18 protein-coding genes and 1 tRNA gene are annotated in these 14,684 nt (G+C 64.8%); 4 read left to right on the top strand and 15 right to left on the bottom strand.

The window, feature by feature from the left end:
* Window positions 1-10 precede the first annotated feature (10 nt).
* Window positions 11-1,117 carry a YeeE/YedE family protein gene (locus PO78_RS12720; RefSeq protein ID WP_043744183.1) on the top strand — a complete coding sequence of 369 codons (1,107 nt, stop codon included), beginning with the start codon at window positions 11-13 and terminating at the stop codon, window positions 1,115-1,117.
* Window positions 1,118-1,238: 121 nt separating this feature from the next.
* Window positions 1,239-1,314: transfer RNA gene (locus PO78_RS12715), tRNA-Lys, on the top strand.
* Between the two features lie 318 nt (window positions 1,315-1,632).
* Here the strand turns inward: PO78_RS12715 and PO78_RS12710 are convergent.
* The 5 genes from PO78_RS12710 to PO78_RS12690 all read right to left on the bottom strand — a co-directional run bounded on the left by PO78_RS12710 (window position 1,633) and on the right by PO78_RS12690 (window position 3,351).
* Window positions 1,633-2,016 carry a hypothetical protein gene (locus PO78_RS12710; RefSeq protein ID WP_043744179.1) on the bottom strand — a complete coding sequence of 128 codons (384 nt, stop codon included), beginning with the start codon at window positions 2,014-2,016 and terminating at the stop codon, window positions 1,633-1,635.
* Window positions 2,017-2,208: 192 nt separating this feature from the next.
* A complete protein-coding gene (locus PO78_RS12705; protein WP_052484416.1) occupies window positions 2,209-2,466 on the bottom strand; it encodes a helix-turn-helix transcriptional regulator in 258 nt (85 codons plus the stop codon).
* Window positions 2,463-2,678, bottom strand: coding sequence for a hypothetical protein (locus PO78_RS12700; RefSeq protein ID WP_043744176.1), 216 nt, complete (start codon window positions 2,676-2,678; stop codon window positions 2,463-2,465). Before PO78_RS12700 ends, PO78_RS12705 begins: the two co-directional genes overlap by 4 nt.
* Complete coding sequence (locus PO78_RS12695) at window positions 2,675-3,007, bottom strand: hypothetical protein (RefSeq protein ID WP_043744172.1); 333 nt, start codon at window positions 3,005-3,007, stop codon at window positions 2,675-2,677. The genes PO78_RS12700 and PO78_RS12695 overlap by 4 nt, the downstream gene beginning before the upstream one ends.
* The gene (locus PO78_RS12690) at window positions 3,004-3,351 is read right to left on the bottom strand and encodes a hypothetical protein (RefSeq protein ID WP_043744170.1); all 348 of its coding nucleotides are present in this window, start codon (window positions 3,349-3,351) and stop codon (window positions 3,004-3,006) included. The genes PO78_RS12695 and PO78_RS12690 overlap by 4 nt, the downstream gene beginning before the upstream one ends.
* Before the next feature lie 443 nt (window positions 3,352-3,794).
* Here PO78_RS12690 and PO78_RS21920 point away from each other — a divergent pair, with 443 nt between their 5' ends.
* Complete coding sequence (locus PO78_RS21920) at window positions 3,795-4,847, top strand: hypothetical protein (RefSeq protein ID WP_052484415.1); 1,053 nt, start codon at window positions 3,795-3,797, stop codon at window positions 4,845-4,847.
* Between the two features lie 65 nt (window positions 4,848-4,912).
* Here the strand turns inward: PO78_RS21920 and PO78_RS23195 are convergent, their stop codons facing one another.
* From PO78_RS23195 to PO78_RS12650, 8 genes are all read right to left on the bottom strand, one after another.
* Window positions 4,913-5,248 (bottom strand): HGGxSTG domain-containing protein, encoded by a 336-nt coding sequence (locus PO78_RS23195; protein WP_197068772.1) that lies wholly within the window; start codon window positions 5,246-5,248, stop codon window positions 4,913-4,915.
* Between the two features lie 472 nt (window positions 5,249-5,720).
* Entirely contained in the window at window positions 5,721-6,206 is a 486-nt protein-coding gene (locus PO78_RS12680) for a hypothetical protein (protein ID WP_043744169.1), read from the bottom strand.
* Window positions 6,207-6,217: 11 nt separating this feature from the next.
* The gene (locus PO78_RS12675) at window positions 6,218-6,733 is read right to left on the bottom strand and encodes a hypothetical protein (RefSeq protein WP_043744166.1); all 516 of its coding nucleotides are present in this window, start codon (window positions 6,731-6,733) and stop codon (window positions 6,218-6,220) included.
* Between the two features lie 71 nt (window positions 6,734-6,804).
* Window positions 6,805-7,743, bottom strand: a complete 939-nt coding sequence (locus tag PO78_RS12670) for a DUF7146 domain-containing protein (protein ID WP_043744164.1) — start codon at window positions 7,741-7,743, stop codon at window positions 6,805-6,807.
* On the bottom strand, window positions 7,736-9,295 hold the full coding sequence (locus PO78_RS12665) for a DEAD/DEAH box helicase (RefSeq protein ID WP_052484414.1): 1,560 nt from the start codon (window positions 9,293-9,295) through the stop codon (window positions 7,736-7,738). Before PO78_RS12665 ends, PO78_RS12670 begins: the two co-directional genes overlap by 8 nt.
* Window positions 9,295-9,888 (bottom strand): hypothetical protein, encoded by a 594-nt coding sequence (locus PO78_RS21915; protein ID WP_052484413.1) that lies wholly within the window; start codon window positions 9,886-9,888, stop codon window positions 9,295-9,297. The genes PO78_RS12665 and PO78_RS21915 overlap by 1 nt, the downstream gene beginning before the upstream one ends.
* On the bottom strand, window positions 9,888-10,250 hold the full coding sequence (locus tag PO78_RS12655; RefSeq protein WP_043744160.1) for a hypothetical protein: 363 nt from the start codon (window positions 10,248-10,250) through the stop codon (window positions 9,888-9,890). The genes PO78_RS21915 and PO78_RS12655 overlap by 1 nt, the downstream gene beginning before the upstream one ends.
* Entirely contained in the window at window positions 10,251-10,481 is a 231-nt protein-coding gene (locus PO78_RS12650; protein ID WP_043744157.1) for a hypothetical protein, read from the bottom strand.
* Window positions 10,482-10,650: 169 nt separating this feature from the next.
* Here PO78_RS12650 and PO78_RS12645 point away from each other — a divergent pair, with 169 nt between their 5' ends.
* Window positions 10,651-12,012, top strand: a complete 1,362-nt coding sequence (locus PO78_RS12645) for an IS1380 family transposase (protein ID WP_004357889.1) — start codon at window positions 10,651-10,653, stop codon at window positions 12,010-12,012.
* Between the two features lie 308 nt (window positions 12,013-12,320).
* On the opposite strand, the gene PO78_RS12640 is transcribed toward PO78_RS12645, so the two are convergent.
* Window positions 12,321-13,136, bottom strand: coding sequence for a hypothetical protein (locus PO78_RS12640; RefSeq protein ID WP_043744154.1), 816 nt, complete (start codon window positions 13,134-13,136; stop codon window positions 12,321-12,323).
* Between the two features lie 98 nt (window positions 13,137-13,234).
* Window positions 13,235-14,644 (bottom strand): tyrosine-type recombinase/integrase, encoded by a 1,410-nt coding sequence (locus PO78_RS12635; RefSeq protein WP_043744150.1) that lies wholly within the window; start codon window positions 14,642-14,644, stop codon window positions 13,235-13,237.
* Between the last annotated feature and the right edge of the window lie 40 nt (window positions 14,645-14,684).

The raw sequence follows: 14,684 nt of genomic DNA, 5'->3' as shown, positions 1-14,684 counted from the left end.
CTGCCGCGCCATGGACCACGCCCTCGTCTCCGCCTCCACCATCGTCTGGCTCGGCTTCGCGATCGGCGCCGCGTTCGGCGCTTCCAGCCAGCGCACCGGCTTCTGCACCATGGGCGCGGTCTCCGACGCGGTGAACATCGGCGACTGGACGCGGATGCGGATGTGGGCGCTCGCGGTCGCGCTCGCCACCCTCGGCACCGGCGCGCTGCACGCCCTCGGGCTCTTCGACCCTGCCAAGACCCTCTACACCGGCGCCCGCCTGCCCTGGCTGTCACACATCGTGGGCGGACTCACCTTTGGCGTCGGCATGACGCTCGCATCCGGCTGCGCCGGCAAGACCCTGATCCGCATCGGCGGTGGCAACCTCAAGTCGGTCGTGGTGTTCGTCTTCCTCGCCATCGGCGCCTCGATGACGCTGCGCGGGCTCACCGGCGTGTGGCGGGTCGAGTTCCTCGACCCGGTGGCGCTGCAGCTGCCCCACGGCCAGACCCTGCCCGCCTTCCTCGCGGCGGCCGGCATGGAGGCAGGCAAGGCCGCGCTCGCCGCCAGCGTGCTCGCCGGCGGCGGCCTGCTCGCCTGGGCGCTGGCCAGCCGCGACGCGCGCCACCCCGAGGTGCTGCTCGGCGGGGCCATCGTCGGCCTCGCGGTGGTGGCCGGCTGGTACGTCACCGGCCACCTCGGCCACATCGCCGAGCACCCCGACACCCTCGAGGAGGTCTTCCTCGCCACCAACAGCGGCCGCGCCGAGTCGCTCAGCTTCGTCGCCCCGCAGGCCTTCACCCTCGAGCTGCTGCTGCTGTGGAGCGATGCCAACCGCCAGATGAGCTTCGGCATCGCCAGCGCGCTCGGCGTGATCGCCGGCGCGGCGGCGATGGCGCTGGCCACGCGCAGCTTCCGCATCGAGAGCTTCCGCGACCCCGCCGACCTTGTGCGTCACATCGCCGGCGGCCTGCTGATGGGCTTCGGCGGCGTCACTGCGCTCGGGTGCACGCTCGGCCAGGGCGTCTCGGGCCTGTCGACCCTCGCGCTCGGCGCCGCGATCACCACCGCCGCCATCATCGCGGGAGCCGTTGCGACGATGAAGCTCCAGTACTGGCTGCCGACCCGCGCAGGCTGAAGAGGCAAACCGCCGGCCGCTCTGCCCCGACGAGCCACCCTGCGGCTCCATCGGGGGACCGCGAAACCGGCAAGGCGCTTGACGACGTTTCCATCGGCCATTATCATTCGGCCTCGCTTTTGGGTCGTTAGCTCAGCTGGTAGAGCAGCGGACTTTTAATCCGTTGGTCGCAGGTTCGAATCCCGCACGGCCTACCAAATATTCAAGCACTTACGCCAATCCTTCGGGGTTGGCGTTTTGCTTTCTGGCTTCGTGTAGCCACCATGTAGCCAAATCCGGGCGGTGTAGCCATCGTGACCGGCCAGACCTCGCGAAGGTCGGCGGGGGTATCGGCGCGGGGCAGGCCTCAACGCTACCGGCTCACGGCTACCATCAGACGGCCCCAGAATCGACCAGCGGGTAGCCGGCAGGATGTAGGTCAGTACGCGGGACGTTCTCGGCTCCTGCGGAGCTTCGACGGCCCTCTCGGCAAGGTCAGCGGAAAACGCGGCTGGCCGAAAAGGAAGGCGTCATCACTACCGGTTCCAGTCTGCAAAAGCCTGCGCGCACGCCGTTCGCACGTGTGGATACCTGCGCTCGATGGCGATGGAGCGGTCAAACTTCAGGGGGGAGTCATGCAGGGCCATGTAGGCAAGTTGAGCTCGAAGTAATGGGTGAGAGATATCCCCATTCGTGATCTTCATAACCTGATCCATACTCATGGACATGGCTCTTGCACCAATGCCTCCCCATGTCAGGCTCCTACAGTCCTCGATGAGGATCTCGGCTTTGTCAAACGGGATTAGCTCTCCCTGTATGTACGCGCAATCCGCCGGATTCAGCTTGCAGTACAGCCAAGACGCTTGAGCTGGCGCAGCAAAGGCAAGCAGGCACGCCACGACCGTTGAAATTTTGCGCATGCGATGCTCCATGAATATAAACCATCGTATGCCGCTGCCACGCTAGAAGTCAAAAACTTACCGCATAGTTACAGGTCAGCGGAAAGTGGCGGCGAGGGCCGCATTACAAATCCGGCCCTGAGAACGAAAAACCCGCCACGCGGGCGGGTCTCGTTCCGGATTCATCGGGCTGCGCGCCTTGGTGCGGATTGCTCAAGCCGATGCGCCGGTGCGCGGCTTCGGCGCTCCCGTATTCGGCGGCGGCGGCAACTGCGACACCGGCCGCGACTCGGCCCATTCCTGCACCTCGCGCACCAGCCAGCCGACGCGCTGGCCGGACAACTGGCGGCGCTTGGGGAACTGTCCGTCGCGCTCCAGGCGCTCGATGGTTGCGGTGGACAAGGCGACGACCTGGGCGACGGTGGGAAGGTCCATGAAAATGGGGGTGACGGGGATCTTCTTCGCGCTCATTCTGCACTCTCCTTGAGTCCCACCTTCATTTCCTCGCTGGCGAGCACGTCGCGCAGCCAAGTCGCCCGCATCGCGGCGTGCTCTTCCCCGATCGACGCCAGGGCGCGCGCCTGGTCGACGCTCTCGGTTTCAAGGATGGACTTCAGCGGTTGGCCAACGTCTTCCAGCGCGCCGGCCGCGCGCTCCATGGTATCGACAAGTTCGGTGCTCACGGTTTCACCTCGGGCTGTTGGCTGGGGATCAGTTGTGATGCGGCGTAGCTGCCGACCTCGGCCATTGCGCCGATGCTCTCGAGCGAGTTCGACAGCGAGCATAGCAGGGCGTGCACGTTTCTCGAGTCCTGGAAGAAGCCCGAGCGGGTCGCGCTCTCGCCGTCATCGCTCACCATGTGGCCGATATGCTCGGTCACCTCGGCCAGCCGTAGCGCCTCGCTGGCGGCGGCGTCGGCAAGGTCGGTCAATTGAAACCAGTCGGCGGGCGTCAGTTGGTCGTGCGCCCGCTGCATCAGTAGGTGTATGGATTCGTAGACGGGCCGTCTCATGATGCACCCCCTTCCACCTTCGCCAGGGCAGTGCGCAGTGCAAGAAGGGTGCGCCCTTCGTCGGTGTGCTCGGTCGCGCGGAACTTCTGCCGGGTCAGCAGCCGCTCAGCGGAGGTGCACGCCTGGTGCAGATCGGGCGCGGCGGCGATCAGGTCGACGTTTGCGTCAGCCTCCTTGATCGCGGCATCGCCCGAGCCGATGGCAGACCAGACTTCGCAGACGATGCCGGCGTCGGGGCCGATCTGCCGATGGCTGTGTTCGCGCCAGGGGCCGGGGGTGAAGCTGGCGGAAATCGCGGGCGTGGACGGCGCGAGTGCGCGCGTGCCGGGTGAGGGGGTGTGCATGGTGGAGCTCCTGGATTGCGGTTTCGTTCTCCGCCTCCCGTCGCCAAACGGGGTGAGCGGAACCGTGTCGGGTTGGCGAACCGGATCCAGGGACCGGCAGACCTTGCGGTCTCCCAACACGGCCCGCCCATAGGGCAACACCATGCAACGGACGTAAAAAAACCGCGCTGCGGCGGTTGTCCGCCTGGATTTACCCGGTCGCCAAACCGGTGCGCCGTTGTCTGCAGCGCAGGCGGATCATGCACTCCGGATTCTCCCGGGTCAAGCGCTACTGCGATAGCATTGCTCAGAATCCGCAAAGCGAGGCATCGATGGCGTTCGAGACTACGGAGAGTCATTTTGACCAGTTGATACATGCCCTTCGGGATGCACGGCCGCCCCGGGCTTGGAGTTCGAGTACCGCAACTCGGATTCTTCGATCGATCGCTGCGCAGGGCTGGGCCATGAAGCATGAGATCGAGGATTTGCTCATGGCGATGGATCGGCGCCTGGACTGTTACGGCGCAGGTGATCCCGACTGTTTGCTCGCAATGTTCGGGCTTCGTTGGGACGACGTGGCCTTTCGGCCGAGGAGGTTGGCACGAGATGCGATGCTTCATGAGGCGCTGCCAGCAGCCAATGTCGCCTTCCTGTTGATCCACCTCGAAGAGCTCGGATTCCAGGTCGATCCTGCGCCATTGATAAGCGAACTGCGCCCCTCACTGGAAAAGCGCCCTCTGCTTTCAAGCGCTGAGCTCTCAGTGTTCTGGTACTCGCAGACTCGGGGAAGAAATCCTCCGTGTCGAGTGAAACCTCATGGGACTCAATACGGCATGCGGCCCTTGCAGTCCTGGAAGACCCCTGAAGGCTATCGAGTGGAGCTGCACGGGGACGAGTCTGGGCACGTCGCGCTCCTTGAGGTTCATTCGCCGCGCTTCCAGCGTCGCCCCGAGCCCGTCGAGACCGTTTGCCCGGATTGCGGACACACCTATCGCCGGGGTGATCCTGAGTCCAGCGAGTTCCATCGCCGAGAGCACAGAAAGCGGATGCGGTATCTGAATCCACAGCCACATGCGCGCATGTTGGCGGCTCGGCAGTCCGAGCCCGATCCCGAGCTGGTGACCTCATTCTCACCGGCCTGGAAGCACCGGGAAATGTATGACCGCGCTTATGCGTTCAAGCGTGAATTCCGATATGACTTCATTCAGTGGCAATCGCCCAAGGGCGAAGATGATCGCCAGGCCCACGGTTACCTGATAGCCGATGAGGCGGGTGCGATCGTTGGGGCGTGCGCCTTTCGCTGGCGTGAAAGCCAATGGGGGCTGCAGTGGGTATGGATTTCTCCGCTGCATCGCCGTCAGGGGCATCTCGGACAACGCTGGCAGGCCTTCCGCAAGCGCTTTGGTGACTTTCAGGTCGAGACTCCAGTTTCCGACGCAATGCGGGCGTTCTTGGCGCGGCGAGGCGACTCTGCTCTTATCGAGGGTGAAGCCGCTCACCCAAACGAGCGGCCGTGATTCCTGCCCGTCTGCGAATCTGCAGGGGCTGCCGACACGGGGCGAACGTAAGTTTTCTGTAGTCCTCAAGGGGTGGCATGCGCCTTGACCTTCGCCCACCGTCTTTGCGCAGCTTCTCGGCACCGCTCGCGTCCTTCGTTGCTGGTTGGCCCCGTGCTCAATCCGCCATGCAGCTTGCATCGACCGTTGCGGTAGATCGCGGCCAGCTTGCACGGCGTACCCGCCCTGGTGCGTGCGCCACAGGTCAGGCCGACGAGATCGTGCGGCAGCGGTGGATAGACGGGCGGCGGATACTGATAGCCGCGCTCACGCCATTCGTTTGCGAGGCGATCATGCTCGGCGTGATACTCGCGCCATCGGCGGCGGCGCTCTCGATCCGGATCAGTCGGCATTGCGTTCATCGTTGTTTTCCCCGTGCTGCTTCCTTCGCGCGCGCGTACTGGTCGCATAGCGGAGATTCCCTCGCGCGCGCGTACATCTCCAAGTGCGGAAGCGGTGCGTACCTCACTGCGTACCGCCTCCTTGCGTACCTGCACTGCGAGCTCGCGGGCCTCGTACTGCTCTGCCCATGCGTGAGCGGCATCGGCAGGATTGGCGGCTGTGCAGTTGCACAAAGAACTGACGGCGCCCTTTTCGCAGCTTCGATCTTGCCCTTTAGGGACTCAAGAAATGCAGGGTGCGCCTCCGCCTGCTCCGCGCGCGCGTACATTTCACCAATCGCCCTTTTAAGGACTCGCAAAACTCGCCCCTCTCGCGCGAACAGACCGCAACGAGGGGCGCCGATCTTGGCGTCGGCGAGGATGCTGTCGCGCTTGCCCTGCCTCGGACGCGAGACGGTCGCGGCCAGCGTATTCGACATCGACGCCCTGAAGGTCACACAGGTTCTGCGCGCCCATCTGGCGGGCATTCCTGGAGCTGACGCAGCTCCCGCCGAACGTCGCTCACCTGCGCGGACAGCACCGCATTGAGCCGCGCCCCCTCGTGCCCGATCTCGATTGCGACGAACTGCTGAGCGGCGCCGGTCATCACCTCGCCGAGCATGCGCGACTCGCGCGGGGTGAGGATCATCACCGCCTCGCCGATCTCGAGCACCGTCGTGCCATCGGGGCAGAGGGTGCGGGAAATGGGACGCGCGGGCTTGTGCTGCTCCATCGGAACGAACACCCCGCGCTGCACTCTGCGGATGCGGCCGTTGTCCAGCAGGTAGCCCAGCCGGTCGTCGATGGTAGTCAGCTTCAGGCCCGTCATCTCGGCCAGGACCTCGCGGGTCACGATCTGTTCGCGGGCGTGCAAGTCCTGAATCGCTTCGAGCACGATCTCTGCCGTCGATCGCTTCGGATTCGTGGTCGTGTCGGTCATTCGCTACCACCTCACTCCCCGGACATTCCAAGGTGCTCGCGCTTGAGGCGGTGCAGCAAGCGATCCAACTCGCTGCGGGCCGCTCTCAGCTCGTCGAGCTGATTGCTCTGTCCGTTGAGTTTCCGGTTCAGGGCCGCCAGGGCGGCTTCGGCCGCGGTAATTGCGCAGGTCGGGCGGCGGACTTCCTCTGCCGCGGCAAACGCGCGCCTGAACGTGATGGGGGCGTCGGCAAGGTCGTCGATCGCCGCATTGGTCACATCTGCCGAACGTTCGACCATCTCGAGGCGCAGCGCCGCAATCGCCTCGGCGAGCCGGCGGCGTTGGCACGGATCCTCTGTCAGCTCGAACCGGCGCTCCAGAAGCGCGACCCGCTCGCGGTGGCGCTTGACCTCGGGATGGTCGGCGAAGGTTGATTCGGGAACCGCCGCGATCTGGCTGGCGATCTTCATCTGCTCCGCCTTCGCGGCTTCTCGCTCGCGGATGCCGCTCAGCATGCTGGCGACTCCGTTGGTTGATTCGTTGCTCATGGCTGTATCTCCTTTACTGGTCGTGGCTCTGTTGGTGGTCGATCTGTCTGGTTGATGCGGATCTGGTGGTTTCATGGGGCTGGTGGTGGTCGTCCGTTGAGTTCATCCAGCCAGTCACCCGGCCGGGGTGGAATGCACACCTCAACCTCGATGCCTTTGAGCGCCAACCGGTGTGCGGCTCGATACGCTGCGGCCTGTCCAGCAAAGTTGGCGTCATGGTCGGCAAAGATGACGACATGCTCCACCCCTTCGGGAGGCTCGAAGGTTTCGATGCCCGACGTGCTTATGCAGGACCATGTGGGCACCTCGAACAGTTCGGACGCCGCGAGCGCAGTCTCGACACCCTCAGCTATTCCCAAAGATCGAGAAACGGGCGTCAGGCGGATTGCAGCGCCTGAGAGAGGTAGCCCCTGCATGAGCTTCTTCGGAGCCGGTACGGGCGCTTTCGTGCCGTCCTGAATGAACGTCCGGTGCATCGACAATGCGCGACCGGCTGCATCGGTTACGGTGGCGAGCATTGTCGGGAACGTACCCAGCACCGCGCCGCCGTCCCGGTATGGCATCCCCGGATGCAATCGAATCGACTCGGGCAGGTCGTACAGGCGCAGACCGCGCCCAGCCAGGTAACGGCAGGCCTCGTCTCCGCGTTCGATTGGCCGGGACTCCCGGAACACGCGGCGCAATGCACTCAGCTTGTCCTCGTCGGTGCGATCGGTCCTGGTGGTGGCCGGCCTGACCGTGCCGGCGATGCGCTCGACCTCGGCGGCCACATCCCGGAAGCTCAGGCCGGTGATGCCCATTGCCAACTGCACACCGTCACCCGCACCACAACCGGAACAGAAGTAGGTGCCTCGGCCTTCCTTGTCGTCGAAGCGGAAGCGGTCTTTGCCGCCGCACATCGGGCAGGGGCCATGCTTGCCCGATAGCGCGCGCTCGTCCATGCCCAGGATCGTCAGAATCGACCGCCAGCGGCCTTGCGCAATCTGGCGAACCTCCAGACGTTCAGACATGGTTGCGGCCCTCCTGCTGCTTCTCGCGGGCCTTGGCAAATGCAATCTGCTGCGATTTCAGCCAGGACAGCAGTTCAGCGGTCGGCGTCGCCGGCACCTCGCGCATGTTGCGCGGCCACACGTCGAACATCGCGCGGTACTTGTGCGATACCCAGCCGGAGGAATAGCCCTTGTTGCGCGCTACCTGAAGCAACTGCGAATAGACGTGCTGCTTGCGGTCGGGCGTTGCGGGCTTCTTGGCCTTGCGGTCGAATCGCTCCAGCTCACCGTCGATGACCTCGATGTCGTTCTGGCGTTCGGGCTCGAAGCTGCATTTCGGACACTTGCGGATGCCGGCCGGCTTGACGAACTTGCAGCCCGGGCAGGGCTTGGGCTCGGGCTTCTCACGCTCTTGGCGGCCTGACTTGTTCGGGCTGCCGTCGCACAGTTCCAGCGGCAGGTCATCGAACGGATGGCCAATGCGCTCCACGCTGCCGGAGTGGTCCAGCAGCAAGGCGTGAGTCTTGCCCGGCGCAGGGCGCAGGACGCGACCCACCATCTGCAAGAACCTCGTCAGCGACTTCGTGGGGCGCGCCAGAATCATGCAGGCGGTGTCCGGCACGTCGAACCCCTCGGACAGCAGCGCCACATTGGAGAGCACCGTGAAGTCGCCACGCTCGAATCTCCTGAGAATGTCGGCGCGGGTGTCGTCGTCCATGTAGCAGTCCAGGTGCTCGGCCTTCACGTCAGCGGCCTGGAGCCGCTCGACGATGTGTTTGGAGTGCGCAATCGAGGATGCGAACACAATCGTCTTGCGACCTGACCCCAGCTTTAGGAAGTGCCACACGATGTCGCCCACCAGCTCGGGGCGGTCGGTAGCTTCGTCGATGTCGGCCTGCCGGAAGTCCATCTCACCCTCGGCCGTGCGCACGCTTTTCGCGCCGCTCATGTCCGGCTTGCTCGGGCAGTAGATTTCGATGTCCGTCAGGTAGCCGTCGTCGACGAGTTCTTGTACCGTCGCGCCGACGACAAGCTCCTCGAACAGAGGCCGGCCCGCCAACTCGGGATAGCTCTTGCCCAGACCTCTGGCGAACGGTGTTGCCGACAAGCCGACGCAGGGGACGCGGTTGTAGCGGAACAGCAGGGTCCGGTACTTCTCGCTTCCGGCGACCGCATGTGCCTCGTCGATGATGAACAGCGCCACGTCCTCGAACGTGTAGTTCCGGGCGTGGATGGTGTCGATGCTGCACACCACCACCCGATGATGCAGGCCGGCGGTGTTCTCGCCTTGAGCAATGCCCACGTCCAGGCCGGCGGCGCGCAGGGCGGCGGCGAACTGGTGCACCAGTTGCTTCCGGTTCGCCAGGACGACGACGCGACCGGCGGACTTGGCGAGCGTCATCTGCACGATGGCGGTCGCCACCCTGGTCTTGCCCGCGCCCGTGGGCAGGTAGGCCAGCACGCGGCGCTTGCCCGAGCGCAGGATGGCGCGGATCGCGTCGACAAGGGCTTGCTGATACTGGCGGAGAGAAATGATCTCGGCCCGAGCCAGGAGGTTAAGGATGGTCGTCATCACTCGCCCTCCTGCTCAGGGTCGGCCGTGAAGTCACCCCACCCATCTATATCCCCTATAGAGGTGGTAGGTGAACAACCCCCCCCCTCCTTGGCTAGGGAATCTCCATTCGACTCCATTCCATTCCGGGGTCGAGGGCTCATCGAGCCTTCGCCGACTTCTCGACGATCTTTCGGCGAATACTCACCGACACAGCGGCGAGCCCTCGCTGATGTCTCGGCGATCTCTCGTCGAATTTCCGGGGTGATTTTGCCGACGGTGCCGTCTGGGGCCGGGTGCCGGTAGGTCGGGCGCTCGATCTTCTGGTGCCGGTCCCACCCTGTGACGATCAGGTACGGCTCGCCGTGGGCCGCGTACCGCGCAACGAGTCCGGCGCGGCACAACTCTTCCACCCAGGCGGCAACGTGGTCGGCGGACACATCAAGGTCCTGCGGGAACACCTCGGCCTTGATCCGGCGGGAAGAGTCGGAGTGGATGCCATTGTCGTCGCAGAAGTTCAGCAGGCCGATGAAGGTGAGGCGAGCACTCAGGCAGCAGTCGCCAATCTGCCCGGAACTCCAAAGTTCGGGCTTGATGGTTCGGATTCGGGCCATCACGCACTCCCTTTGCGCACGCGATAGCGCGCCGCGGCTTCTCGGGTTGCGTCGTCCTGGAGGTCAAGCGTGTATTCGGCAACCGTGCGGCCGTTCTCTGCGACCTCACGGCTGACGATTTCCCAGCCGTCATCCTTAAGGAAGCGGACATAAGCGGCGAGTCGCCACGACCGGACGAATCCAGATTGCCGAATGGCGCCATCGACCAGCGCCAGCAGTGCGGATTCCTTGACGCTGTTCGGCTCGGGGAAGATCGGGAGCGGCCGTGGCGGAATCGTGTCCGGAAATAGATCTTGCGCGATAGAATGGCGGCGCGGTTCCAAGGCGCTCGCATTCACTTCGGTGGGGCGGGCGCTTCGCATTTAGGCCACCTCCCCGCTGAGCAGGCGCTCGATGGCCTCGGCAGGCCACGCGAGAAAGCGGGAAGGCAGCTTGTGCGGCCGGACGCCGGCATAGTGCCCGTCACGGCAAACTGCGGCGCGCAAGGTCTGCGGTCGGATGTGCAGGGCGGCGGCGGCCTGCTCGGTCGAAAGGGTACGGGCTACGATCGGCGCATCATTGCGCCATGCGGTCGGGGTGGTTTGGCTTTGCATTGTGCGGGTTCCTTTTTCAAGAAACCGACGTTTGCGCTTGGCGGGATGCCTCGCCGCCCAACGTCAGCACACGCAAAGACCTGAATCCGTGTTCGCTTAGCCGGAAATCCAGCCTAACGCATTGATGTAATTGTATAATTACGCATCCGAGCCTTTCACCCAACCGACCATGCCGCGCTTCGAAGTCAAGCAATCCGCCAAGCTCAATCTGACGTCCTACTCGGGCCTGGCGTTGATCGGGCAGTGCTGCCAGGCGGCACAGGTCGAGGCGGTGATCGACCCGAGGCTGCCGGTGTCGCAGGGTATGCGGAGCTCGGACCTGGTCAAGTCGGTGGTGGGGCTGCTGAGCCTGGGCAAAAGCGACTTCGAGGCGATCGAGCCGTTTCGCGGCGACCGCTTCTTCAAGGAAGCGCTCGGGCTCGCCAAGGTGCCCGGCAGCGTGTGGATGCGCCAACGGCTCGATGCCCGCGCGGCCGAGCTGCGCGAGCTGACCGACGAGCTGAGCCTGCGCCTGCTCGAGCGCACCGAGGCGCCGATCACGGCGCACAAGGGCTACGTCTGCGCCGATCTGGACACCTTCGTGATGGACAACTCCGACACCAAGAAGGAGGCGGTCAGCCGCACTTACCAGGGCGTCGATGGCTACACGCCGATCGCGCTGTACCTGGGCAACGAGGGCTGGAACCTCGGCCTGGAGCTGCGCGCGGGGTCGCACCACTCGGCGCTGGAGACCGAGTATTTCTTCGAGCGCGCGTTCCCGCGCCTGCGCCGGGTGTGCGCGGCCGATGCGAAGCTGCTGTGGCGGGCCGACAGCGGCTTCGACAGCGCCCGGCTGCTGTTCGCGCTGGCCGACGAGCGCGATCGCTGGGCAGCGCTGGGGCGTTCGTTCGACTACCTCACCAAGTGGAATCCGCGCCGTCAGGACAAGACCGCCTGGGTGGACCGGGCCGAGGCCGCCGGCGTCTTCGAGGAAGTGCGCGCGGGCAAGCGGGTGGGGCTGCTGGACCTGAAGATCGACCGTGCCTGGAAGAAGGCCAAGCGCACGCTGCGTCTGGTGGTGCGGGTGACCGAGCGCACGATCGACAAGAAGGGCCAGCACCTGCTGACCCCCGAGATCGAGATCGAAGGCTGGTGGACCAGCCTCGAAGTGGCGATGGCCGACGTGATCGAGCTCTACAAGCACCACGGCACGCACGAGCAGTTCCACTCCGAGATCAAGACCGACCTGGACCTCGAGCGCCTGCCCTCGGGCAAGTTCGACACCAACGACGCGGTCATGCATCTGGCCGCGTTCGCCTACAACTGCCTGCGCCTGATCGGCCAACTCGGGCTGACCGGCGAGCTCTCGCCGATCCGTCACCCGGCCAAGCGCCGACGCATCAAGACAGTGCTGCAGGAGGTGATGTACCGTGCGGCGAAGTTCGTCGAACACGCCCGCCGCCTGGTGCTGGACTTCGGACGCGGCGTCGCCGCGCATGTGAAGGTGTTCACCACGGTGCAGGCGCGACTGTGCGCGGTGGCTTCGCCGTGATGCAAATCCGACGGCCGGATTCTCCGAATCGAGGCCATTTCGCTGCGGCGAAAGGGCGACGGCCGCGTGGGAGCAGGAAAATGACGTAGCGCACCCCCCGTAAGCCCGGCTCGCCGGGCCTCCGGGCCGTGAAAGGACGGTGCTCGGGGCTGCGGTGAGCTGAGATTGGGAGTCAGGCAGCAGAAAAATCATGCGCTGGGGCTCGCGGAGCGGGTACGCGCTGAAGACAACACGGATTCAGGAAAGATATTTACCCCTACGGTATGCCCCGCAAGTGTCCCCCTATACCCCAGTTTGGGGGACACCCCTCACTCGCCACCCCTGATTTCTTTGTATTTGCGGAGTCGGCCCCACGCCTTCTTGAATACGTGTTCCGTCATGTTCTTCAGCTTGGCGCGGACTTCCGCCCTTAGTCCAGGCTTGCCAGCTGCACGAGGCGGGAGGTGCATTGGGTCATACCCCATCTCGCGCAGTACGCGCAGAATCTCGGACTCCTGATGCCTCTGCCGGCCCAGCGGCGCGGCGACCGGCAGCACTCGCGCCGGCTCAGGCGTCGGCGCAGGGGCTTCGACCTGCTGCGCTGCGACCTGCTCGGCGAATTTGACGAGGTATCCCTTCAGGACGCAAAGCATGTCGGCAGTCACATCAACCCGCGCGCCGAACTCAATAGCTTCTGCGAGACCGGGCTGAAAGCCTCTGCTAGCGACGAGACTCAGAAAGGGCGTGCCGCGATTCAATCTTTGCACCCCATGCCTAGCCAGCAAATGCAGGTCTCGCCTCGACAGCAGATATATCCCTTCCTCATGGATAGTCTTTTCTATCTCGAGGCGGGTGGCTATGCCTTCGCTGAGTCGCCTTTTTGCGGCCTCTGCAATTTCTCTCTGAGTAAGGGGGCCTTTGCGCGCTGCCTCAGCATCTATCTCGACCTCAACCGCCTTCGCCAACATAGCGCGCTGCACGGGGCCTGAGTATTTCGGGTTCGCCTTCGACCGGGGTATCAGGGCGCAGATGGGCAACTTGTCGTGCGCGTCGATTAAGTCGGCAGCGGTGAATGTCCTGCCGGTGGTTTTCGATAGCCATTCGGCGGCGGCGTCGAGCCGCACGGTGCCGTGCTTGAGTTCCATCTGCGCTCCATCGTGCGCACCATCGGGATAGGTGCCGCCCCAGGCCGGCGATGGTGTCCGGCTTTTCCCTCCGTCGAGGTAGGGGCGGCATTGCTCGGTCAGGCCACCACGCGCAGCGCGAGGGCGGCCTCCTGCTCGGTCGGCAGTTCGATGCCGGCCTGATCCAGAATCCAGGCTTCAATCTTCGTGTGCCACTGGCGCAGCAGGTCAATCGGGCGGACACGGTAATGCTTCTCAGCGGTCGCGCTCGGCTTGTGCCCTTGGATTTGCGCCACGATGCCGGCGGGAACTTCGCACCACTCGGACAGGCTCCCGAAACTTCGGCGCAGGCCGTGAATCGTGATGTTCGGCAAGCCGGCATCCCTCAAGGCGCGGTTATGGGCAATGCGCGGCTCTTGCAGGTAGCCAGAAGCGGCGGTCTTGCTGGCGAATACCCAGGGCGAAGGCTCCCAGGCGTCGAGGTCGTTTTTGATGCGCTTGCCGTGAAGGATGCGCCACTCAGCCGGCGGGGTGTCGTTGCGGCGCTTCAGGTCGCGCAGCAGGCCGGCGACGTAGGGCGTTAGCGGAATGGTGCGCTCGCCTTCCACCTTGTCCCGGATGATGATCTTGTTCCAGCGAAAATCCACGTCCTCCCACCGCATTTCGGCCACTTCCTCCCGGCGTGCGCCAGTCAGCAAGGCCACTTGCAGATAAGCGGCCTGCACCGGGTTGGCAATGGCACGCACTTGCTCGAACCAAGGGCGCAGCATTTCGCGCTCTAGTGCGTCCTGCTTGGCTTGGCGCTTGGGCAGTTCATCGCGGGCGATGCGACCGGCGCAGGCGTCGACTTGAATCTGTCCCTGGTACTCCGGGCGGTCGGCGCACCAGTTGAGGAAGGCGCGCAGCAGGCGGAACGCGAGCGCGGCCTGAGTCGGGCGCTTGGCGGCATCGTCTTTCAGGAAGGCGCGCACGGTCGGCGCGTCAATCTTGCGCAGCGGCAGCGCCAGCAAGGCGCGCAGGGTTCCCGGCTGGGTCTTGCCGTCCTCGGTCGTCCTGCGGCCTCGGGTGATGGTCTCGCCACCCTCCTTGCTCAGGTTCAAATGGTCCTGATAGCTCCGGGCTCCCCACTTCGGCCGGCGGGCCTCGATGTAGGCATTCCAGGCTTCCAGGGCGGGCGCTTCCGTGCGGCGGGCTTCCTCGCGTCGGGCTTCGGCCTCTGCCAGCTTTGCGGCCTTTTCCTCGCGCGGGTCGGTGCCCTGGTCGACAAGCGTTTGCAGGCGGCGGGCTTCGCTGCGTGCGGCGTCGAGGTTCCAGGCTCGCACGTCCCCGATGGTGATGCGCAGGGTGCGGCGGTTTAGCTTGCTCTCGAAGATGTACGCCTTCCCCTTGCTGTCATCCCGCGTCGTGCTGCCCGGCGTAGCACGTACGGCAAGCCGGGGCGCTTCGGTGTCCCACAGGAAGGACTGCACGGCACCATCGGCGCAGGTGAAGCGGCGGATGCGGTCAGGGGTCAGGCGCTCGCGTTGCATGCTGTCAGCTCCGGCTAGTTTGGCTACACGGCGCTTCCAT

Origin of the sequence: Thauera sp. SWB20 (assembly GCF_000831325.1) — a bacterium.
Taxonomy (GTDB): domain Bacteria; phylum Pseudomonadota; class Gammaproteobacteria; order Burkholderiales; family Rhodocyclaceae; genus Thauera; species Thauera aminoaromatica.
This window is presented reverse-complemented; position numbering and strand designations above follow the sequence as displayed.

Bases quoted from the DNA above. Each gene is read 5' to 3' on its own strand.
- PO78_RS12720 (WP_043744183.1), top strand. From the start codon at position 11: ATGGACCACGCCCTCGTCTCCGCCTCCACCATCGTCTGGCTCGGCTTC.
- PO78_RS12710 (WP_043744179.1), bottom strand. From the start codon at position 2,016: ATGCGCAAAATTTCAACGGTCGTGGCGTGCCTGCTTGCCTTTGCTGCG.
- PO78_RS12705 (WP_052484416.1), bottom strand. From the start codon at position 2,466: ATGAGCGCGAAGAAGATCCCCGTCACCCCCATTTTCATGGACCTTCCC.
- PO78_RS12695 (WP_043744172.1), bottom strand. From the start codon at position 3,007: ATGAGACGGCCCGTCTACGAATCCATACACCTACTGATGCAGCGGGCG.
- PO78_RS12690 (WP_043744170.1), bottom strand. From the start codon at position 3,351: ATGCACACCCCCTCACCCGGCACGCGCGCACTCGCGCCGTCCACGCCC.
- PO78_RS21920 (WP_052484415.1), top strand. From the start codon at position 3,795: ATGAAGCATGAGATCGAGGATTTGCTCATGGCGATGGATCGGCGCCTG.
- PO78_RS23195 (WP_197068772.1), bottom strand. From the start codon at position 5,248: ATGAACGCAATGCCGACTGATCCGGATCGAGAGCGCCGCCGCCGATGG.
- PO78_RS12680 (WP_043744169.1), bottom strand. From the start codon at position 6,206: ATGACCGACACGACCACGAATCCGAAGCGATCGACGGCAGAGATCGTG.
- PO78_RS12675 (WP_043744166.1), bottom strand. From the start codon at position 6,733: ATGAGCAACGAATCAACCAACGGAGTCGCCAGCATGCTGAGCGGCATC.
- PO78_RS12670 (WP_043744164.1), bottom strand. From the start codon at position 7,743: ATGTCTGAACGTCTGGAGGTTCGCCAGATTGCGCAAGGCCGCTGGCGG.
- PO78_RS12665 (WP_052484414.1), bottom strand. From the start codon at position 9,295: ATGACGACCATCCTTAACCTCCTGGCTCGGGCCGAGATCATTTCTCTC.
- PO78_RS21915 (WP_052484413.1), bottom strand. From the start codon at position 9,888: ATGGCCCGAATCCGAACCATCAAGCCCGAACTTTGGAGTTCCGGGCAG.
- PO78_RS12655 (WP_043744160.1), bottom strand. From the start codon at position 10,250: ATGCGAAGCGCCCGCCCCACCGAAGTGAATGCGAGCGCCTTGGAACCG.
- PO78_RS12650 (WP_043744157.1), bottom strand. From the start codon at position 10,481: ATGCAAAGCCAAACCACCCCGACCGCATGGCGCAATGATGCGCCGATC.
- PO78_RS12645 (WP_004357889.1), top strand. From the start codon at position 10,651: ATGCCGCGCTTCGAAGTCAAGCAATCCGCCAAGCTCAATCTGACGTCC.
- PO78_RS12640 (WP_043744154.1), bottom strand. From the start codon at position 13,136: ATGGAACTCAAGCACGGCACCGTGCGGCTCGACGCCGCCGCCGAATGG.
- PO78_RS12635 (WP_043744150.1), bottom strand. From the start codon at position 14,644: ATGCAACGCGAGCGCCTGACCCCTGACCGCATCCGCCGCTTCACCTGC.